The sequence below is a fragment of the Paraburkholderia haematera genome, assembly GCF_905220975.1.
GTDB lineage: Bacteria > Pseudomonadota > Gammaproteobacteria > Burkholderiales > Burkholderiaceae > Paraburkholderia > Paraburkholderia haematera.
On record NZ_CAJNBK010000019.1, the window covers coordinates 52,140 to 71,377 of the forward strand.

Genomic DNA, 19,238 nt, shown 5'->3' on the forward strand with positions numbered 1-19,238 from the left:
ATTTGTTTTCGCGCCTGATCATTACGCTTTGCTTCGACGGTTGCGAAACGACAGCCGGCTTAATCGGAGCCAAACGAATGACCCAGCCTTTCCCCCAGCTTCTCGCCGAACTGCGCGAGACCGAGCACGAATTCATTTCGATTCGGCGCGACATTCACGCGCATCCCGAACTCGGCTTCGCTGAAACACGCACCGCCGAACTGGTCGCGCGCAAGCTCGCCGAATGGGGCTATGAAGTGACGACCGGCGTCGGCGGCACGGGTGTGGTCGGTCAGCTTCGGCGCGGCGCGTCGGGCCGCACGCTCGGCCTGCGCGCCGACATGGACGCATTGCCAATCCAGGAAACCACCGGCCTGCCATACGCGAGCACCGTCGCGCAGACCATGCATGCGTGCGGCCATGACGGTCATACCGCGATCCTGCTGGCCGCCGCGCACCGTCTCGCAACACGCGGCGAATTCGACGGCACGCTGAACGTGATTTTCCAGCCCGCGGAAGAGGGCCTGGGCGGCGCCTCGAAAATGATCGCGGACGGTCTCTTCACGCGCTTTCCGTGCGACCAGGTGTTCGCGTTGCATAACGCGCCCGGCTTGCCAATCGGGCATTTCGCGCTGCGCCACGGCTGCATGATGGCCTCGTCCGATTCGGTGACGATCACAGTGACCGGCAAGGGCACGCATGGCGCGATGCCGCAGTTGGGCTGCGATCCGATCGTCGCGGCGGCCAACATTGTGCTGGCCTTGCAATCGATCGTCGCGCGCAACATCGAGCCGACCCGCGCGGCCGTGGTTACGGTCGGCGCGATCCACGCCGGCACCGCGCCCAACGTGATTCCCGAAACCGCGACGCTGAAACTCTCGGTGCGCGCGCTCGATCCGGAAACGCGCGACACCGTCGAAGCGCGGATCCGCAGCATTGCACAACTGCAGGCGCAAACCTACGGTGCCACGGCCGAGGTCGACTACCGGCAGATCTCGCGCCCGCTCGTCAATCATCGCGGCGCGGCCGACCTCGCGATCGAAACCATCAAAGCCCTCGCCGGAGCGCAGGGCTACACGCTGATGCGCGACGCGGTAATGGGCAGCGAAGACTTTTCATGGATGACTGAAGTGGTGCCGGGCTGCTATGTGGTGCTCGGCAACGGCGTCGACTCGAAAGGTGGTTGCGCGGTTCACAACCCGGCATACGACTTTAATGACGCGGCGCTCAGTTGGGGCGCTGCTTACTTTGTCGGACTCGCCGAGCGCTGTTTGAGCGTGGCTTGAGCGTGGCTTGAGTGTGGCTTGAGCTTGGCTCGGGGGCCTGCCTCAGCGCGGCCCGCTCGCCCGTTTTCGATACGTCATCCAGAGCGCCGGAATATTTCAGTTCGGTTTGCAATTCAGTTTTGCACTTCATTTCCTGACATAAATAGCAAGCGAGGAGTAGGGAGACCCATGAAAAAACGCATCGCAATAAGCGCGGCACTGCTGACGCTCGGGGCTGGCACGGCGCACGCCGGGCCGTATCAGGCGACCTTGCTGGCCGCGCTGCCGGAGTTCAACGGCAGCCTGCGCGAAGGCGTGGCGCTGTACGGGGCGGTCGATATGGGCATCAACTATCAGACCGTGGGCGGCAAGTCACTGGTGCAAACCCAGAGCGGCGGCGAATGGACGTCGAAATTCGGCTTCTTTGGGCGGGAAGATCTGGGCGGCGGTCTGCGCGCCGAATTTAATCTGGAAAGCGGCTTTCTCGCCAATAGCGGCGCCATGCAGGACAACACCGCGTTCTTCAATCGCCAGGCATGGGTGGGGCTGAACTCGTCGACTTATGGCCGCGTGCGTTTGGGCAAACAGATCGGCACAGGTCTGCCGCTTTTCGTCGACGTATTCGGCACGGTGGGTACCAATTCGGTCTATACGTGGCTCGGCACCGCCGTCGTGCAGACGGCGAAGGGCATTGGCTACAACAGCGACCTCGGCGCGGGCGCGACGCAACTGCCCGCGCGGGTGAACAACGCGATCACTTACCTGTCGCCAACCTTTGCGGGTTTCAGCTCGGAACTGATGTACGCGCCGAGCAACGTGGCCGGTCAGTCGCCTGCCGCGGCGGCGCAGGGCGCGCTGTTGCAGTGGTATAACGGCACGACTTACCTGACGGGGACCTACAACCAGGTGTGGGGTGCGACCAGCGGGGGCAGCGTGCGCAACGATCTGTACGGCCTCGGCGTGGTGGTCGACACCGGCAGGATCGTGTTGTCCGGCGCATTCAACCAGTACGCGCCCAAGCTCGCCAACGACGGCATTGCGCGCGTCTATACGCTCGGCACGATCTGGCCAGTCGGGCGCAATGCGTTCCGGGCTTCGGTGGTGTATCGCGATACGTCCGGCGTGCACGACTCGGCAAAGAACCCCGCGAAAGATTCGGCATTCGGCGTGATGCTCGGCTATGACTACACTCTCTCCAAACGCACAGGGCTGTATGCGCGCGCGGGCTTTATCCGAAACTACGGTATTTCCACCGTACTGCTGAACAATAATCCGCTGCCGGCTCAAACCGGCAGCACCGCGCCGGAACTTGGCACGACGCCAGTCACCATGTCGCTGGGTATGTATCACAACTTCTAGGCGTGACTCCCCCATGAATGCAATCCAACACTCCGAAAGTGTCGTCGCGACCCGCGCGGCAGAGCGGCACGCGTCGCGCCGAACCGTCTTTGCCGCGGCGCTCGGCAATGGCCTCGAGTTCTTCGACTTCACGGTCTATAGCTTCTTTGCCGCGCTGATCGGCAAGCTGTTCTTTCCGGCCGGCAGCGAGCTTGGCGCGCTGATGATGTCGCTCGCCACCTTCGGCGTCGGCTTCGTCGTGCGGCCGCTCGGCAGTATCGTGATCGGCGCTTACGCCGACCGCGTGGGCCGCAAGCAGGCCCTCGTGCTGACCGTTTCGCTGATGGCGCTGGGCACCGGCATGATCGGTCTCGCGCCGACTTACGCAACGATCGGTCTGGCGGCGCCGGCAATCATCGTGCTGGGCCGTTTGCTGCAAGGCTTTTCGGCGGGCGGAGAAGTGGGCGCGGCGACCACCTTGCTGATGGAGTCGGGCAGCGCGGGGCGGCGCGGTTCGCTGGTGAGCTGGCAGATGGCCTCGCAGGGTGGCGCGGCACTGGCCGGCGCGCTGGTGGCGGCAACGCTCACACGCAGCTTGTCGCATGAGGCACTGCTTGCCTGGGGATGGCGCGTGCCGTTTTTGATCGGGCTCCTGATCGGCCCGCTCGGTTTCTATCTGCGCAAGCATCTCGACGAGACCTTGCCGGCCGCGCATGCAGCAAAAGCCGGGTCGCGAATCGCGGCTCCGCCCAAGGCGCGCATTGAATGGCGGCAGATCGTGGCAGGCACGATGCTGGTGATCGGTGGTACCTCGTCGATGTACGTGATCGTGTTTTTTCTGCCGTCGTTCCTGACGATGACGATCGGCATGCCCGCCGCGGTGTCGCTGCTGGCCGGATGCACTGCGGGCCTCGTGCTGTTGATCGGCTCGCCGTTCGCCGGCCGTCTCGCGGACCGCATGCCGCGTCGCAAGACCTTGCTGTATGGGGTCTCGGTGGTGTCGCTGGCCGTGCTGCTGCCGGCGTTTTACGCGATCAAAACCTGGCCGTCGATCTATACGGTGGTGCTGGTCGTCTTCGTGCTGATCGGTTTGATGACGCTTTCGAGCCCGGCGGGTTTCGTATTGATTCTCGAAGCGTTCAAACCGGAAGTGCGGGCAACCTCGCTCGGCATCATCTACGCGCTGGGTGTGACGCTGTTCGGCGGATTCGCGCAGCTGATCGTCAGCGCGTTGTGGCGCATGTCCGGTAGTTTTTACGCGCCGGCCTGGTATGTGTTGACGTGCGGACTGGTGAGTTTCGCCGGTGTGGTGCTGTTCAAGGAAGCGAAATAGGGCGGGAGTTTCATGACGCGGGCGGCGCGGCCGAGGAGATCGGTCCATCATGCGAGCCATGGGCTGCTGCAGGATGCGCGAATCCTGCAGCGCCGTAAGTGCGCAGCACTTCAGCGATGATCACCTGATATCCATCGAGCCAGTTCGCCTGCGCCGCCTTCGCTTCGAGATGTGCGGGGTGCTGCATCAACACCTGCAACGCGTCGAGCGAGGCCCAGTAGTACACATTCGATGTCAGTCCAGTCGACGCATTTTCCCACGTCTCTTCGCCGAGATAGCCGGGAATGGCCTTGGCGGCGGTGGCGATGGTCTCGTCGAGCCGGTAGAAGCGTTCGTCTAATTGCCTCGTCGCGAAGATGAAAGTTGACGTGTACATGGCGTAACCGGTTTGTAGGTGGCAAAGGTTTGCGCATCATAGCGCGTCGTGTTGAAGGCGCCGTTACACGCCTTTACGCGCGTTATTTGTCGTGTTTTCAGGTGCATTTTCACGCGCCACCTGTCCTGCGGCAGTAACGGTGTTGTAATAGTCCGCAACAGAGTTTTGCGTTTTCCCTCATTTAATTCGCATGCCAATCGCTTAAACTTGGCGGTAACAGTTTGTTACGGGGTGCGAGATGTTGGCCGTGTTCATCATCGCCTGTCCGATTTGCATCGTCGCGTTGTTTGGTTTCGCGCGGCACGTGGATCCGCTGACAGGGCAATTCAGGCGTTAAGCCAAAGCGGGACGGTTTCAGCGGCGAGTTCGGAGCCATTGCGACGACTTGCGCTAGTATTTTTAGCCGATCGAAGCCCCCATCCTTGCCTTTAGGTGCCGAGTCGCGGCACGATGCGCGATAACCTTAGTTCGGGGCACCATCGCGCATGCGAGATTTTCTGGCAAACATCACCACACGCCTTGGCGTATTGAAGGGCGTTCTTCCTTTGAGCCGTGCCGCGGCGGCGCGCGATGCGCTGGCCGGCGTGCAACTGGCGTCGATGGATATTCCGCAAGTGCTCGGCTACGCACGCATTGCCGGCATGCCTGCCGTTACGGGTCTTTACACCGTCTTTCTGCCGCTTATCGCGTTCGCGTTCTTCGGCGCCTCGCGGCACCTCGTGGTCGCGGCCGACTCCGCCACCGCCACCATTTTCGCCAGCCGGCTCTCGACCATGGCGCCGGCATCGAGCGCGGAATACGCGGCGCTCGCCGGAATGGTTGCCTTGCTCACCGCTGCGCTGCTGCTCATCGCGCGAATCTTCAAGCTTGGTTTTCTCGCTGACTTTCTCTCGCGCACGGTGCTGGTCGGCTTTCTCGCCGGTGTCGGCGTGCAGGTCGGCATCGCCATGCTGGGCGACATGTCCGGCGTCCCCGGGCATGCCGCGCGCAGTGTCGATCAGCTTGCGCTCGTGGTGCGCGAGTCCGCGCAGATCAATCTGCCCACGCTCGCCATTTCAGCGCTGGTGGTGGTCTCCATTCTGGTTTGCAAGCGGTTTTTGCCACGTGCGCCGGTGCCGTTAATCGCAGTGGTGGCGGGCATCGCTGCAAGCGATCTCTACGGTTTCGCGGCGCACGGTATTGCCGTGCTGGGGCCCGTGGCGGGTGGCTTGCCGCCGCTGCGCATGCCTTCGGTCACGTGGCAGCAGGCGCTCGATCTGTTGCCGGTGGCTGCCTCGTGCTTCGTGATGATCGTCGCGCAAAGCGCCGCCGCGAGCCGCGTATTCGCCGAGCGTTATCACGAAACCGTCGATACCAATGCCGATTTGCTGGGTATTGCCGCCGCCAATGCCGCGGCGGCGTTTTCCGGCGCCTTCGTGGTGAACGGCAGTCCGACGCAAACCGCCATGGCCGACCGCGCCGGTACGCGCAGCCAGTTCGCGCAGGTTGTCTTCGCGGTGGTGGTGGTCGTGGTGCTGCTGTTCTTCAGCCGTTATTTGCAGTACCTGCCGCACTGCGTTCTGGCCAGCATCGTGTTTACGATCGCCATCGGCCTGATCAATCTGAAGACGCTGTTTTCGATTCGCCGCGAAAGTCCCGGTGAATTCACGCTGGCGGTGTTCACCGCGGTGGCCGTGGTGCTGATCGGGGTCGAGCACGGCATTCTGGTGGCGGTGGCGTTATCGCTGCTGCGGCATGTGCGGCACAGTTACCAGCCGCACACCATGATTCTCGTGCCCGGCGAAGGCGGCATCTGGGTACCGGTGCCGGCCGCGCCCGGACTCCAGACCGCGCCGGGGCTGATCGTCTATCGCTTTGGCGCCGATCTGTTCTACGCGAACGACCACTTTTTCGTCGACGACACCCGCGGCCTGATCGATCGTGCGCCAAGCCCGGTGCGCTGGTTTGTGATCGACTCCGGCGCGATCACCGACCTCGACTATTCGGCGGCGCGTTCAGTCGGCGAGATGTGCGAGACGCTAAAGAGCCAGGGTGTCGAAGTGATCTTCGCGCGCGTGAACCGGTATTTGCGCTCGGATATGGACCGGCATGGGATCACGCCGACCGTCGGCGCAAAATGTATTTTCAGCACCCTGCATGAAGCGCTGCGCGTGGCAGGCGTGGAGCAGCCAGGTCCGAACGTGAAAGACGAGTCGTAAATATCTGGCTGACTGGACACGGTGGATTGCTTCAGGCCTGCGGCTCTTCGTCGGCAAAGAAGTAGCCGACAAAAAAGCACGCGCCCGCGAGCAGGGCGCCCAGCACGGCCACCGTATAAGCGAGCGCCGTACCGTGCCAAAGACCGTCGAACCACTGATGAAGCTGTGCCATCAGGACCGCCGCATTGCCGCCGATGCGCTGCAATTCGATCTGATAGCGTGGGTCCGCGATGCTGTACATGGCGACGGCGCTATCGGGCGCCGGGGCCATGGCATAGATGATCGCCGCGGCGATCAGACCGGCGAGCAGCGCGACGGCGCCTGCCAGATAAAGCCGCGTTTGCAAGGGCGAGCGCTTCGCTGCCGGATTCAGGTCATGGCCACCGCTCATCGTGTTCGCGTGTCTGCTCAGGTCATCAAAGTGACAGTATCGCAGAGCGGGCGCGCTCAGGAGGCGCGGCTAGTTTTTTGAAGTCAGCAGCTTGAACCCTGCAATGCCGAACATGATCGCGAGCGATCCGTCCAGCCAGCGACGGATAGCGACGTAGATGCGCCGCGCGGACGCGGTTGAAAACAGCACCGCGTAGCTGCTGAACACGGATACGCCAATCACCATGCAGCCGAGCACCACCGGCGCGGTGTGTGACGTGCCGTTGGCGGGCGACATAGCCAGCGAAACGATCGAGAGCCACACCAGAATCGCTTTCGGATTGGTGAGATGCAGCAGCAGGCCGCGCAGATAGAGCCGTTTGAGCGGTTCGTCTTTGCGTGCGCTATTCGTGGGCAGCTTTTCCGCGCTGAATGCCGAGCGCGCGGATTTGAAGCCAAGCCACAACAGATAAAGTCCGCCGGCAATCTTGATCGCCACCAGGCATTCCGAGTAAGTGGCGAGGAGCGCCGACAAACCCAGCGACGCCAGCAAAGCCCAGAAGTAGGAACCGGATACCACGCCGAGCGCGAAGGTCAGCGCGGATTTCCGGCCGGCGCTCATGGCGAGCGACATGATCGCGAGATTGCTCGGCCCCGGACTCGCCGTGCCGACGAAGTAGGCGCTATAGGCGATCAGGACATCGGCGGTGAGGAAGGTGCTGGCGGTCATGGGCTGATAAACCTTGGGAGCAGGCCAACCGTGCGGTGCGGCACGGCACGGCACGGCCGAATCCACGGATCGATGCGCGAAGAACGATTCTGCTCGCCCGCGTGCAAATCTCACAGATACAGTTGATGGCCTGTGCAACAGCACAATCGCGCGTTTGCCGGGTCATTCAGCTAACTGAGGATTGCGCTGTCCAACTCAGGCCTCCGCCGCTGTACCGATGCAATCCGCCAGTGCGCCCGCCACCGCTTGCCGGCTATGCCGTGGACGCTGCACGAGCCCGATTTCACGATGAAACGTCGCGTCGCCGAGTTCGAGTGCGGTAACGTTGGCGGGCCACCTGCCGAGTCCCGCCGTATTCGGAATCAGCGCCACGCCAATGCCGCGCGCGACCAGTTGCGCGATACCCTGTAATTCGTCCAGTTCGATCACGTCGTGCACGTTCAGCCGCGCGCGCCGTAGAAAACGGTCGACCAGCCTGCCGCCAAACGATCCCCGGTCATAGCGGATGAAGGGCTCGCTGCCGAGCAGCTCGCGCCAGGACCGTTTGCCACGCGCGAGCGCCTTGGGCGCCAGCAGCACGAACGGCTCGGTGACCAGCGTGCGCCATTCCAGTTCGGACGGCAGCGCGAACGGCGGTTTGATGATGACGGCGAGATCGAGTTCGCCGGAATCCACCTGCCCGAGCAGCCCGAGCGACACACCTGGCACGACGCGAATCCGCCAGCCGGGGCGGTCGTCGCGAAAACGGGCCAGCGCGTCGGCGAGAAACGACACTTGCGCGGACGCAATCGCGCCCACACGCAGCATCCCGCTTTCGGCCCCACCCGCGCCGCGCTCGCTGAGCCGGTTGTACAGCGTCATCATTTCCTCTGCGAGTGCGAGCGTTTCGCGGCCTGCGTCGTTGAGCGTGGCGGAGCGGCCCGTGCGGTCGAAGAGCGCGAAACCGAGTTCTGTTTCCAGCCGCTGCATCTGTGCGCTCACAGCGGATTGCGTCAGGCCGATGCGCGCGCCTGCGCCGGAAAACGTGCCGTACTGGCTGACCGCGATAAGGGTTTTGAGTTCGCTGAGCATCGTCGATTGATCGATTTTGGTGTTGGTCAGATCAAATATATATCGTTTTTCACCATTTTTAGTCATGGTTAAAATGGGTCTCACGCGTGCGCCTTCATGGTGCCTTATAGACCGATGCCGACCGATGCGCGATCCCACTTTTCCCTCTGCGAGTTTTCCCATCATGAGCGTTGCCGAAACCGTTTTGCCGCCGTTCCACCTGGCGTTTCCTGTGCATAGCCTTGTCGCCGCACGCGCGTTCTATGGCGAGTTGCTCGGCTGTCCGGAAGGGCGCAGCTCACCGGACTGGGTCGATTTCAACTTCTACGGCCATCAGATTGTGGCGCACCTCGCGCCGGAGGAAATCGGCCACCGGCAGACCAGCAAGGTCGACGGCGACGCGGTACCGGTGCGCCATTTCGGCGCGGTGCTCTCGATGGCGCAATGGCAGGCGGCCGCCGACAAGCTGCGTAACGCCGGCATCGACTTCATCATCGAACCGCATGTGCGCTTCAAGGGTGAGGTTGGTGAGCAGGCGACGATGTTCTTCCTCGATCCGTCGGGCAACGCGCTGGAATTCAAGGCGTTTGCGGATATGTCGTCGTTGTTTGCGAAGTGACGTTGTCGCAAGCACGGGCGCAACCGCCTGGACGGTGATCGTCTGGACGCGAGTCGGGCGTAAGGTATTTGTATTGCGCAATAAAATATAAAGGCATGTCTCGCAAGCGGTCGGCGAGACATGCCTTTAATTGTCCCCTTAACATCGGCTATCTGAACTTCATCAAACGTTTGCTTCCCATCATGCCGCGCTGCATATCCTTACATTAGCCTTCCTGACAATTCCGCCATTTTGGCGCCATGCAGGCGTTGGTGCTACCGATCTAGCATACGTGCTGATTCACCCATCCCCTATCGGCATTCTCTCAGGCGCGTTTCATGTGGATCGTCAACGTAGCGCTTAAGCGGCCATACACGTTCATCGTGATGGCCATTCTGATCTTGCTGGCGACGCCATTCGTGCTGTTGACCACGCCGGTCGACGTGCTGCCGGAAATCAATATTCCGGTAGTCAGCATCATCTGGAATTACACGGGCTTGTCGGCCGAAGACATGGCCAACCGCATCACGTCCGTCAATGAGCGCAGTCTGACCACCACGGTCAACGACATCGAGCACATCGAATCGCAGTCGCTTGCGGGCATCACGATTATCAAGCTGTTCCTGCAGCCGAACGCGAACATCCAGACCGCGATCGCGCAAACCGTGGCCGTCGAGCAGGCACAGCTCAAGCAGATGCCGCCGGGCGCGACGCCGCCTCTCGTGATCAGCTATTCGGCCTCCAGCATTCCGGTGATCCAGCTCGGCCTGTCGAGCCCGAAGCTCTCCGAGCAGGCGCTCAACGATACCGCGCTGAACTTCCTGCGCCCGCAACTGGTGACGATTCCGGGTGCGGCCGTGCCGTATCCGTACGGCGGCAAATCACGCCTGATCTCGGTCGACCTCGACACGCGCGCCTTGCTCGCAAAAGGCCTGACACCTTCGGATGTGGTCAGCGCGTTCAACGCGCAAAACCTGATTCTGCCAACCGGCACGGCCAAGATCGGACCGAAGGAATACACGATCAACATGAACGGCTCGCCGCCTACGGTGGAAGGGCTCAACGACATTCCGGTGCGCACGCTCAATGGCGCGACGACCTATCTGCGTGAAGTCGCACACGTGCGCGACGGTTTCTCGCCGCAGACCAATATCGTGCGGCAGGACGGACACCGCGGCGTGCTGATGTCGGTGCTGAAGAGCGGCAGTGCGTCGACACTCTCGATCGTCAATACGCTGCAAGGCTTGCTGCCGAACGCACGCGCCGCGTTGCCGCCGGACCTGAAGATCACGGCCCTGTTCGATCAATCCGTGTTCGTGAAAGCGGCGGTGCAGGGCGTGGTGCGTGAGGCGTTGGTGGCCGCCGCCTTGACCGCTGCGATGATTCTGCTGTTTCTCGGCAATTGGCGCAGCACCTGCATCATCGCGATTTCGATTCCGCTGTCGATCCTGTCCTCGCTGATCGCCCTGCACGCGCTCGGGCAAACCATCAATATCATGACGCTGGGCGGCCTTGCACTGGCCGTCGGGATTCTGGTCGACGATGCGACGGTGACGATCGAGAACATCGAACGGCACCTGCATATGGGCACGAATCTGCACGATGCGATTCTCGAGGGCGCCGGCGAAATCGCGATCCCGGCACTCGTCTCGACGCTCTGCATCTGTATCGTGTTTGTGCCGATGTTCTTCCTGACCGGCGTCGCGCGTTATCTGTTCGTGCCGCTTGCCGAAGCGGTGGTGTTCGCCATGCTCGCCTCGTACATTCTGTCGCGTACGCTGGTGCCGACTCTGGCGATGCTGTTGATGGGCCATGCGCACAAGCCCAAGGCCGATGCCGCGCCGAATGTGTTTCGGCGCCTCTATCTGCGTTTCGATCGCGGCTTCGAGCGCATGCGCTCCACCTACATCATGATTCTCAGCAGCGTGCTGGTGCGCCGCGGGACATTCGGCAGCCTGTTTCTGGGTTTCTGCGTGCTCTCGATGAGTCTTGTTTTCGTACTCGGCGAGGACTTCTTTCCGAGCGTCGATGCCGGCGACATCCGTCTCCACATGCGTGCGCCGACCGGCACGCGCATCGAGGAAACCGCGCGTCTTGCGGACCAGGTCGAGAAGGTGATCCGAGAGGTCGTGCCGCCCGCTGAACTCGGCACGATTCTCGATAACCTCGGCTTGCCGTATAGCGGTATCAATCTTTCGTACAGCAACGCGGGCACGATCGGCACGCTCGACGGCGAAATTCAGGTGGCCTTGACCGAGGGCCACAAGCCGACGCAAACCTACATGGACAAACTGCGCGCGATCCTGCCGCAGCGCTTTCCGGGCGTCGAGTTCTTCTTTCAACCGGCCGATATCGTCACGCAGATTCTCAACTTCGGCCTGCCCGCCGCCGTGGACGTGCAGATTGCCGGCCCGGATCAGCAGGGCAACTTCGACGTTGCGCGCAAGCTGATGAAACAGGTGCGGATGATTCCCGGCACCGTCGATACGCACATCCAGCAGAAGCTGGACGAACCGGCGATCAATCTTCAGATGGATCGTACCCGGCTGCAGCAACTCAATCTGAGCGCGAGCAATGTGGCGCAAAATGTGCTCATTTCCTTGTCGGGCAGCTCGCAAACGTCGCCGGGTTTCTGGTTCAACAACAAGAACGGTGTCGAATACAACGTCGCGGTGCAAACCCCGCAGTATCAGATTTCGTCGATCGATGAATTGTTGCGCACGCCCGTCTCGGGCTCGGCCAACGGGCCGACGCAACTGCTAGGCAATCTTGTGCGGGTCTCGCCGCAAAATCAGTTCGCGGAAGTCACGCACTACAACATCCGACCGGTGATCGACCTCTACGTGAGCGTCGAGAAGCGCGACCTGGGCAGCGTGGCCAGCCAGGTCGACAAACTGGTGAACGACGTGCGGGCCTCGCTGCCGCGCGGCAGCCAGATCACCTTGCGCGGGCAGGTGCAGACCATGCGCAGTTCGTTCTTCGGTCTCGGGCTCGGCGTAGCGATGGCCATCGTGCTCGTGTACCTGCTGATCGTGATGAATTTCCAGTCGTGGGTCGATCCGCTGATCATCATCAGCGCGTTGCCCGCGGCACTGGCGGGCATCGTATGGATGCTGTTCCTGACCGGGACGCATCTGAGCGTCCCGGCGTTGACGGGCGCGATCATGACGATGGGCGTGGCCACCGCCAACAGTATTCTGATGGTGTCGTTCGCGCGCCAGCGGCTCTCCGCCGGTGCGCCGCCGCTCACCGCCGCGCTCGAAGCCGGTGCAAGCCGGATCAGGCCGGTGCTGATGACCGCGTTCGCGATGATCATCGGCATGATTCCGATGGCGCTAGGTCTCGGCGAGGGCGCTGAGCAGAACGCGCCGCTGGGCCGCGCGGTGATCGGCGGCTTGCTGTTCGCCACCGTGTCCACGCTGTTTTTCGTGCCACTGGTGTTCGCGGGCATTCATAGCCGCCTCGCGCGGCGCCACCGCGACGATGACGATACAGACACGACGGGCGGTCACGGCGGCGAAGGCAAACCCGCGTGACGCTTATTGACGGCAGAATTTGACGGCCGACTGAACTGGCTAACCAAGATGGCTGACTGAGATGGCTGACTGAGATGACCGAAAAAACTCATGCATCGCTGGCGATTCCCGCGCGCGAGACCGAAGGCGGTCACGCCTTGCCGCCGCGCAGCCGCGAATGGAAGCGCGCCAAACTCGCCATCTGGATCGTTCTGGCGCTGCTTGCTCTGGGCGCATTGCGCACGGTGATCGCGAATGTTCTGCAAAACCGCTCGGTGGCTGAAACGACGAAGCAGAACGCCACGCAGTACGTGAACGTGGTGAGTCCGGCGCAAACGGAAGGCGGCGGCAACACCTTGTTGCCGGGTACCTTGCGCGGCAGTGTCGAATCGCCGATTTACGCGCGCTCCACGGGTTATCTGTTGCACTGGTATGTCGATATCGGCACGCGCGTGAAGCAGGGGCAATTGCTCGCCGATCTGGATACGCCGGAAATCGATCAGGAACTCGCGCAGGCATTGGCGCAGCGTCAGCAAACCAGCGCGAGTCTCGGCCTCGCCAAAAGCTCGCTGGAACGCTGGCAACAACTGCGTCAACGCGATGCGGTTTCGCAGCAGGAACTCGACGAACGTCAGAGCACGTACACGCAAGATATCGCCAACCTCGCCGCCGCCGATGCCAACGTGAAACGCCTGCAGCAACTCGAATCGTTCAAGCGGATCGTCGCGCCGTTTGCGGGTGTGATCACGCAGCGCAATGTCGACGTCGGCGACCTGATCGACGCGGGCAGCGGCACGAGCCGCGCGCTGTTCGCTCTGGCGCAGTCGGATCCGTTGCGGGTCTATGTGCAATTGCCGCAGGCGTACGCGCAAAACGTGTTGGTTGGACAGAAGGTCGTGGTCACCCAGGCCGAATTGCCGGGTCAGCAGTTTCACGGCACGATCACGCACATCTCCGGTGCGATCGACGTGCCGACCCGCTCGCTGCAAGTCGAAGTGACCTTGCCCAATCCTGACGACACGCTGCGGCCCGGCGCGTATGTGCAGGTGGCCGTGCCGGCGGTTGCCCATGCGCAATTGACGGTGCCGGGCAATGTGTTGCTGTTTCGCGCCGAAGGTCCGCAGATCGCGGTGGTTGATGCGAAGGGTAACGTGGCGTTGCGCAAGATCGTGATCGCGCGGGACCTGGGGCAGTCGCTTGAAATCGAAAGCGGGATCGAGGCAAACGACAAGGTCATCATCAACCCGAGCGATTCGATCGCGGACGGCGATCACGTGCAGATCACGCAGCCGCAGCAAAACGGCAAGGGGGCGTCGTGATCGCGAAGCAGGCGAGCGCTCGCCGGGCACTCACATCTCGAATGACGCGAACGAGGCGATCGGCCCGGACGACACTCACGGCGCTCGCGGCCACCGCGAGTGCGGCCTTGCTGGCCGCGTGCACAGTCGGCCCGGATTATCAGCGACCGCAGGCCGAGGTGCCGCCGTCGTGGCAAACCGATTCGTACTGGCGCGTCGCGGCGCCTTCGCACGCGCCGATTTCGCCCGACTGGTGGAGCGCCTTCGGCGATCCGACGCTCGCCACGCTGGAAACGCAGGCGCTCGCGCAGAATCAGACACTGGTCGCGGCGAGTGCGCACTACGCGCAAGCCAAAGCGACGCTGGCGAACACCCGCGCGCAGCAGATTCCCGAGGTCGATCTGGGGGCGTCCGGGTCGCGCTTCAGGATTTCCCACGATCGCCCGCTGACCAATTACGGCACGCCGACCACGTCGACGGTGCAGAACAATCTGCAACTCGGCCCCACGATCAACTACGACACCGACCTATTCGGCCGGATACGACGCGAGGTGGAGGGCGCCACAGCCTCCGCGCAGCAATCGGCCGACGACCTCGCCAACGCACGGCTCGTGCTCACCACCGATCTCGCCACCGACTATTTCTCGCTGCGTGAACTCGACGCCGAGATCGACGTGCTGAATCAATCGGTGAAACTGCAGCAGAAGGCGCTCGATTACGTCACGACCGAGCACGATCTCGGTTCGGTGTCCGGGCTCGACGTGTTGCAGCAAAAATCGCTGCTCGATTCGACGCGTGTGCAGGCGCAACTCCTGCTGAATCAGCGCGCGCAGTTTGAACATGCGATTGCCGCGCTGGTGGGCGTGCCCGCGCCGCAGTTCGCCGTCGAACCCAACGTGCTCGACGCGCAGGTGCCGGTGATTCCGCTTGGGCTTCCGAGCGACGTGTTGCAACGCCGCCCGGATATCGCATCGGCAGAGCGTGCGATGGCCGCGGCGAACGCGCAGATCGGCGTCGCCAAAGCGGCATTCTTTCCGAGCCTGACGCTGACGCCGGGCATCGGCTGGGAAAGCACGCAATTCGCCAGTCTGCTGAGCGCGCCCACGCTGATGTGGACGCTTGGCGCGACGGTCGGCCAGGTGCTGTTCGACGGTGGCCGCCGCGCGGCGAACGTCCAGTTCGCGAGCGAAGGCTACAAGGCGACCGAGGCGAACTACCGGCAAACCGTGCTCACCGCCTTCCAGCAGGTGCAGGACGGCATCACGGGCCTGTCGGTGCTGGACGGCGCGGCGAAGCAGTCGCACGAGGCGGTGACCGATGCGCAGCATCTGCTGGCGCTCGCCAACGACCGTTATTCGGGCGGTCTGGTCGCGTACCTCGACGTCATCACTGCGCAGCAGTCGTTGCTGACCAGCGAACGCCAGGACGTGCAGATTCACGGCCAGCAGATGACACTTTCGGTTTCACTGGTGAAGGCGCTCGGCGGCGGCTGGGATGCCGGCATGGCCGTATCGGGCGCGCAGCCGCCCGGCAATACGCCGAAAGTAGCGACCGCAGTAAATACAGCCAGCGCAGCAAACACGAAGGAGGCGATGGCTCCCACGCAGTGAGCCACCCGACAAATGACACGGCCAGGCAGGAAAAAGGAAGGCGAGGCGTTTCGTATAATGCAGACTCAAGGGGACGCGCATGAAATTGCTGATTGTTGAAGACGAGCATAAGGTGGTGGATTACCTGCGCTCCGGTTTGACAGAGCAGGGCTGGGTCGTCGACGTCGCGCTCGACGGCGAGGAAGGCATGCATCTGGCTACCGAATTCGACTACGACGTGATCGTCCTCGACGTCATGTTGCCCAAACGCGACGGCTTCAGCGTGCTGAAGGCGCTGCGCATGCGCAAGTCGACACCGGTCATCATGCTGACCGCGCGCGACCACGTGAACGACCGCGTGCGGGGCTTGCGCGAAGGCGCCGACGACTACCTCACCAAACCTTTCTCCTTCCTCGAACTGGTCGAGCGGCTGCACGCATTGGCGCGCCGCACGCGTTCGCAGGAATCGACGCTGATTTCCGTGGGCGATCTGTTCGTCGATCTGATCGGCCGGCGCGCCACCCGCGACGGCTTACGTCTCGATTTGACCGCCAAAGAGTTCCAGTTGCTCAGCGTGCTGGCGCGCCGCCAGGGCGACATTCTTTCGAAGACCGCCATTACCGAACTCGTGTGGGACGTCAACTTCGACAGCCATACGAACGTGGTCGAAACCGCGATCAAACGGCTGCGCGCCAAACTCGACGGCCCGTTTCCCTCGAAGCTGCTGCACACCGTGCGCGGCATGGGCTACGTGCTCGAAGTACGTGAAGAGGCAGAACCATCATGAACCGTTCCATCGCGCGCCGCCTCGCGCTAATGTTCGCGTTTGTGGCGCTCCTGGTGTTCACGCTGGTCGGCACCGGGCTGTTTCTGATTTTGCGCACACAACTCGAACACCATCTGCGCGAATCGCTCGACGATCGCACCGAGATCGCGCGCATCATCGTCTATCACGCGGTGACGCCGGAGAAGTGGCGCATGGCCCGCGAAAAGCTCACCGACATGATGCCGCACGACGGCAGCACCGTGTATTCGGTGTCGAGCACCGATCCGTATTTTCACTATGGCAAGCCCATCGAGGGGCCCGTGGTGTCGAGCTGGCAGGGTGGATACTCGAGGGTTTCGCCGGTCGGCGGCGGCGCGGACATGCTGACTATCGCGGTGACGATACCGGCTTACGGCGCACGCCCCCCCGTGCAATTGCAGGTTGCCGCCAGCTGTTCGCCGAACACCCGCACCATGCGCGTATTCGGCTCGGCGCTCGCCGCGCTGTCCGCGTTGGGCAGTCTCGCCGTGCTGCTGCTGAGTTATTCGGTCACGCGGCTGGGTCTTGCGCCGCTCACGCGCTTGACAAGAGATGCGTCCGCCGTGAGCCCGAACAACCGCTCACAGCGTCTGAATACGGCCTCGCTGCCGCCCGAGTTGAACGATCTGGCCAACTCCTTCAACGGCGCGCTCGAACGTCTGGACGGCGCATACGGCCGCCTCGAATCGTTTAACGCGGACGTGGCGCACGAACTGCGCACGCCGGTGACGATTCTGATCGGTCAGACCGAAGTGGCGTTGACACGCAACCGCTCGGTCGACGATTTGCGCCATACGCTGCAATCGAATCTCGAAGAGTTCGAGCGCATGCGCACGATCATCAACGACATGCTGTTCCTCGCCCGCGCCGACCAGGGCGAGCGCGCGACGGGTCTCGTCGAAGTGTCGCTGGCCGGGGAAGTCGCGCATACGCTGGAGTTTCTGGAGATTCCACTCGAAGAAGCGCGCGTGCATGCGCAGTTGCGCGGCGATGCGGTGACGCGGGTGAACCGCTCGCTGTTCGGCCGCGCCTGCACGAATCTGCTGATGAACGCAATTCAGCACTGCGCGCCGGGCGCGGCGATCACGGTGGCGATTTCGACTGCAGCGGACCAGGTGCGCGTAGCGGTGGCCAATCCGGGCGAGCCGATCGAGCCGGGCGTGCTCGAACACCTGTTCGACCGGTTCTATCGTGCGGAAGTGTCTCGCACCAATAGCCGCGAAAACCACGGACTGGGTCTCGCAATCGTGAAGGCGATTGCGGAAATGCATCGCGGCACGGTGTCGGCGGAAAGCGCGAACGGGATCAACACGTTTGCGTTTTCGATTGCGGCCTCGAGTGTGGATAGCGGCTTGCCGGCGGTGCGGGCGAATGCCGGTGTTCCCGCGGAAGCAGCGGGTTAAACGTCGTCGCCGGTAAAAGGCAAATCGGCTTGAACCGGTAGACGCTGCTTCGCCGGTTGCGCGTTGGCCGGCGTCAACGCGCTCACGCGCACGCCCAGCAACCGCAGCTTGCGATTCAATTCCACCCGTCTCAGGCATTCGGTTGCCGCGCGCCGGATTTCGGTGGCGTCGGCAGTCGGTTCGTCGAGGGTCAGGTCGCGTGTCACCGTGCGGAAATCGTCATAGCGCAGCTTGATCCCCACAGTGCGGCCCACATAGCCTTTGCGCACCAGGTCTTCCGCCACCCGCACGCACAAGCCGGTAAACGAACTGGACAGCGCAGGGCGATCATGACGCGGATGCAGATCGCGCTCGAAGGTCGTCTCTCGGCTCATCGACTTGGGCTCCGATTCGACCACCACCGGCCGCTCGTCATAACCTTGCGCGACCTGCATGAGCCATGCCGAGTAGCTGCGCCCGAAGTGGTCCTGCAACAGGCCCGCGTCCGCCGCCGCCAGATCGCCGACCGTGACGAGACCGAGCGCGGTGAGCTTTTCCGCGGCCTTCGGCCCGATTCCGTTGACCTTGCGCACCGGCAACGGCCATACACGCAACGGCACGTCTGCTGGCGTCAGAATCGTGAGGCCGTCGGGTTTGTCGAGTTCGGAACCGATTTTCGCCAGCAGCTTGTTCGGCGCCACGCAAATGGAGCAGGTGAGACCGGTTGCCTGATTGACGGCCTGCTTGATGCGCGCGGCGATCTCGCGCGGCTCGCCCGGCATGTCGGTGAGGTCGATATAAATTTCGTCGATGCCGCGGTCTTCGATCCGGTCCGTGAAGGTGGCGACGGCCGCTTTGAACAGGCGCGAGTAGTGACGATACGATTCGAAATCCGTGGGCAGCAAGATTGCCTCCGGCGCGAGCACGGCGGCTTTCATCATGCCCATTGCGGAGAACACGCCGAGCGCGCGGGCTTCGTAGGTGGAGGTGGTCACGACGCCGCGGCCCGCATAATCGCGCAGCTTCGCAAAGCGAAGGCTGCCGTCTTCTAGCGTTTGCGGCACGGCATTGCGGCCACCACCGATCACCACCGCGCGGCCGCGCAGTTGCGGATAGCGCAAGAGTTCCACGGACGCGTAGAACGCGTCCATGTCCAGATGCGCGATACGGCGGCTTGCAGAACTCATGGATGGCGGATGGAGTGACGGCGCGGGCAGCATGCATAAAAGTCGATGCGCGCGGCCGTTGCCCGATCTTGTGGCTTGCTGTGCCGGGCGCCCGTTGGCACGCAACGGGTGTGCGGCACGCCGGACGTCAAACCGTAATTTTACCTTGCTCCGCCGGGCAAGGTGTCGCGGCTGGGGGTGTCATAAACGGCCAGGCTCATCCGGGCGCCGGATGGCGTCCGGATGA

15 protein-coding genes are annotated in these 19,238 nt (G+C 62.8%); 10 read left to right on the forward strand and 5 right to left on the reverse strand.

The window, feature by feature from the left end; all coding sequences use genetic code 11:
* Window positions 1–77: 77 nt before the first annotated feature.
* From KHO23_RS25715 to KHO23_RS25725, 3 genes are all read left to right on the forward strand, one after another.
* Window positions 78–1,265 carry a M20 aminoacylase family protein gene (locus tag KHO23_RS25715; RefSeq protein WP_211614319.1) on the forward strand — a complete coding sequence of 396 codons (1,188 nt, stop codon included), beginning with the start codon at window positions 78–80 and terminating at the stop codon, window positions 1,263–1,265.
* Window positions 1,266–1,433: 168 nt separating this feature from the next.
* Window positions 1,434–2,603 carry a porin gene (locus tag KHO23_RS25720; RefSeq protein WP_211614321.1) on the forward strand — a complete coding sequence of 390 codons (1,170 nt, stop codon included), beginning with the start codon at window positions 1,434–1,436 and terminating at the stop codon, window positions 2,601–2,603.
* A gap of 13 nt (window positions 2,604–2,616) precedes the next feature.
* The gene (locus KHO23_RS25725) at window positions 2,617–3,915 is read left to right on the forward strand and encodes an MFS transporter (protein ID WP_211614323.1); all 1,299 of its coding nucleotides are present in this window, start codon (window positions 2,617–2,619) and stop codon (window positions 3,913–3,915) included.
* Between the two features lie 10 nt (window positions 3,916–3,925).
* Here KHO23_RS25725 and KHO23_RS25730 read toward each other — a convergent pair whose 3' ends face one another.
* A complete protein-coding gene (locus KHO23_RS25730) occupies window positions 3,926–4,291 on the reverse strand; it encodes an antibiotic biosynthesis monooxygenase family protein (protein WP_211614325.1) in 366 nt (121 codons plus the stop codon).
* A 485-nt stretch (window positions 4,292–4,776) separates the two neighbouring features.
* Between KHO23_RS25730 and KHO23_RS25735 the strand changes: the two genes are divergently transcribed.
* A complete protein-coding gene (locus KHO23_RS25735) occupies window positions 4,777–6,489 on the forward strand; it encodes a SulP family inorganic anion transporter (RefSeq protein WP_211614327.1) in 1,713 nt (570 codons plus the stop codon).
* A 31-nt stretch (window positions 6,490–6,520) separates the two neighbouring features.
* On the opposite strand, the gene KHO23_RS25740 is transcribed toward KHO23_RS25735, so the two are convergent.
* The 3 genes from KHO23_RS25740 to KHO23_RS25750 form a co-directional block, all read right to left on the reverse strand.
* The gene (locus KHO23_RS25740; protein ID WP_211614329.1) at window positions 6,521–6,880 is read right to left on the reverse strand and encodes a hypothetical protein; all 360 of its coding nucleotides are present in this window, start codon (window positions 6,878–6,880) and stop codon (window positions 6,521–6,523) included.
* Window positions 6,881–6,949: 69 nt separating this feature from the next.
* Complete coding sequence (locus KHO23_RS25745; RefSeq protein WP_211614331.1) at window positions 6,950–7,588, reverse strand: LysE family translocator; 639 nt, start codon at window positions 7,586–7,588, stop codon at window positions 6,950–6,952.
* A gap of 195 nt (window positions 7,589–7,783) precedes the next feature.
* Complete coding sequence (locus KHO23_RS25750) at window positions 7,784–8,659, reverse strand: LysR family transcriptional regulator (RefSeq protein ID WP_211614430.1); 876 nt, start codon at window positions 8,657–8,659, stop codon at window positions 7,784–7,786.
* Window positions 8,660–8,822: 163 nt separating this feature from the next.
* Here KHO23_RS25750 and KHO23_RS25755 point away from each other — a divergent pair, with 163 nt between their 5' ends.
* The 6 genes from KHO23_RS25755 to KHO23_RS25780 all read left to right on the forward strand — a co-directional run bounded on the left by KHO23_RS25755 (window position 8,823) and on the right by KHO23_RS25780 (window position 17,846).
* Entirely contained in the window at window positions 8,823–9,257 is a 435-nt protein-coding gene (locus KHO23_RS25755) for a VOC family protein (protein WP_211614333.1), read from the forward strand.
* A gap of 317 nt (window positions 9,258–9,574) precedes the next feature.
* Window positions 9,575–12,772 carry an efflux RND transporter permease subunit gene (locus KHO23_RS25760; protein ID WP_211614335.1) on the forward strand — a complete coding sequence of 1,066 codons (3,198 nt, stop codon included), beginning with the start codon at window positions 9,575–9,577 and terminating at the stop codon, window positions 12,770–12,772.
* Between the two features lie 74 nt (window positions 12,773–12,846).
* Entirely contained in the window at window positions 12,847–14,070 is a 1,224-nt protein-coding gene (locus tag KHO23_RS25765) for an efflux RND transporter periplasmic adaptor subunit (RefSeq protein WP_211614336.1), read from the forward strand.
* 41 nt (window positions 14,071–14,111) lie between these two features.
* The gene (locus KHO23_RS25770; RefSeq protein WP_211614337.1) at window positions 14,112–15,659 is read left to right on the forward strand and encodes an efflux transporter outer membrane subunit; all 1,548 of its coding nucleotides are present in this window, start codon (window positions 14,112–14,114) and stop codon (window positions 15,657–15,659) included.
* A gap of 79 nt (window positions 15,660–15,738) precedes the next feature.
* Entirely contained in the window at window positions 15,739–16,425 is a 687-nt protein-coding gene (locus KHO23_RS25775) for a heavy metal response regulator transcription factor (RefSeq protein WP_211614338.1), read from the forward strand.
* Window positions 16,422–17,846: a heavy metal sensor histidine kinase gene (locus tag KHO23_RS25780; protein ID WP_211614339.1), complete on the forward strand. Its 1,425-nt coding sequence runs from the start codon at window positions 16,422–16,424 to the stop codon at window positions 17,844–17,846. Before KHO23_RS25775 ends, KHO23_RS25780 begins: the two co-directional genes overlap by 4 nt.
* Here KHO23_RS25780 and dinB read toward each other — a convergent pair.
* A complete protein-coding gene (gene dinB, locus KHO23_RS25785; RefSeq protein ID WP_211614340.1) occupies window positions 17,843–19,012 on the reverse strand; it encodes a DNA polymerase IV in 1,170 nt (389 codons plus the stop codon). The genes KHO23_RS25780 and dinB overlap by 4 nt on opposite strands.
* Between the last annotated feature and the right edge of the window lie 226 nt (window positions 19,013–19,238).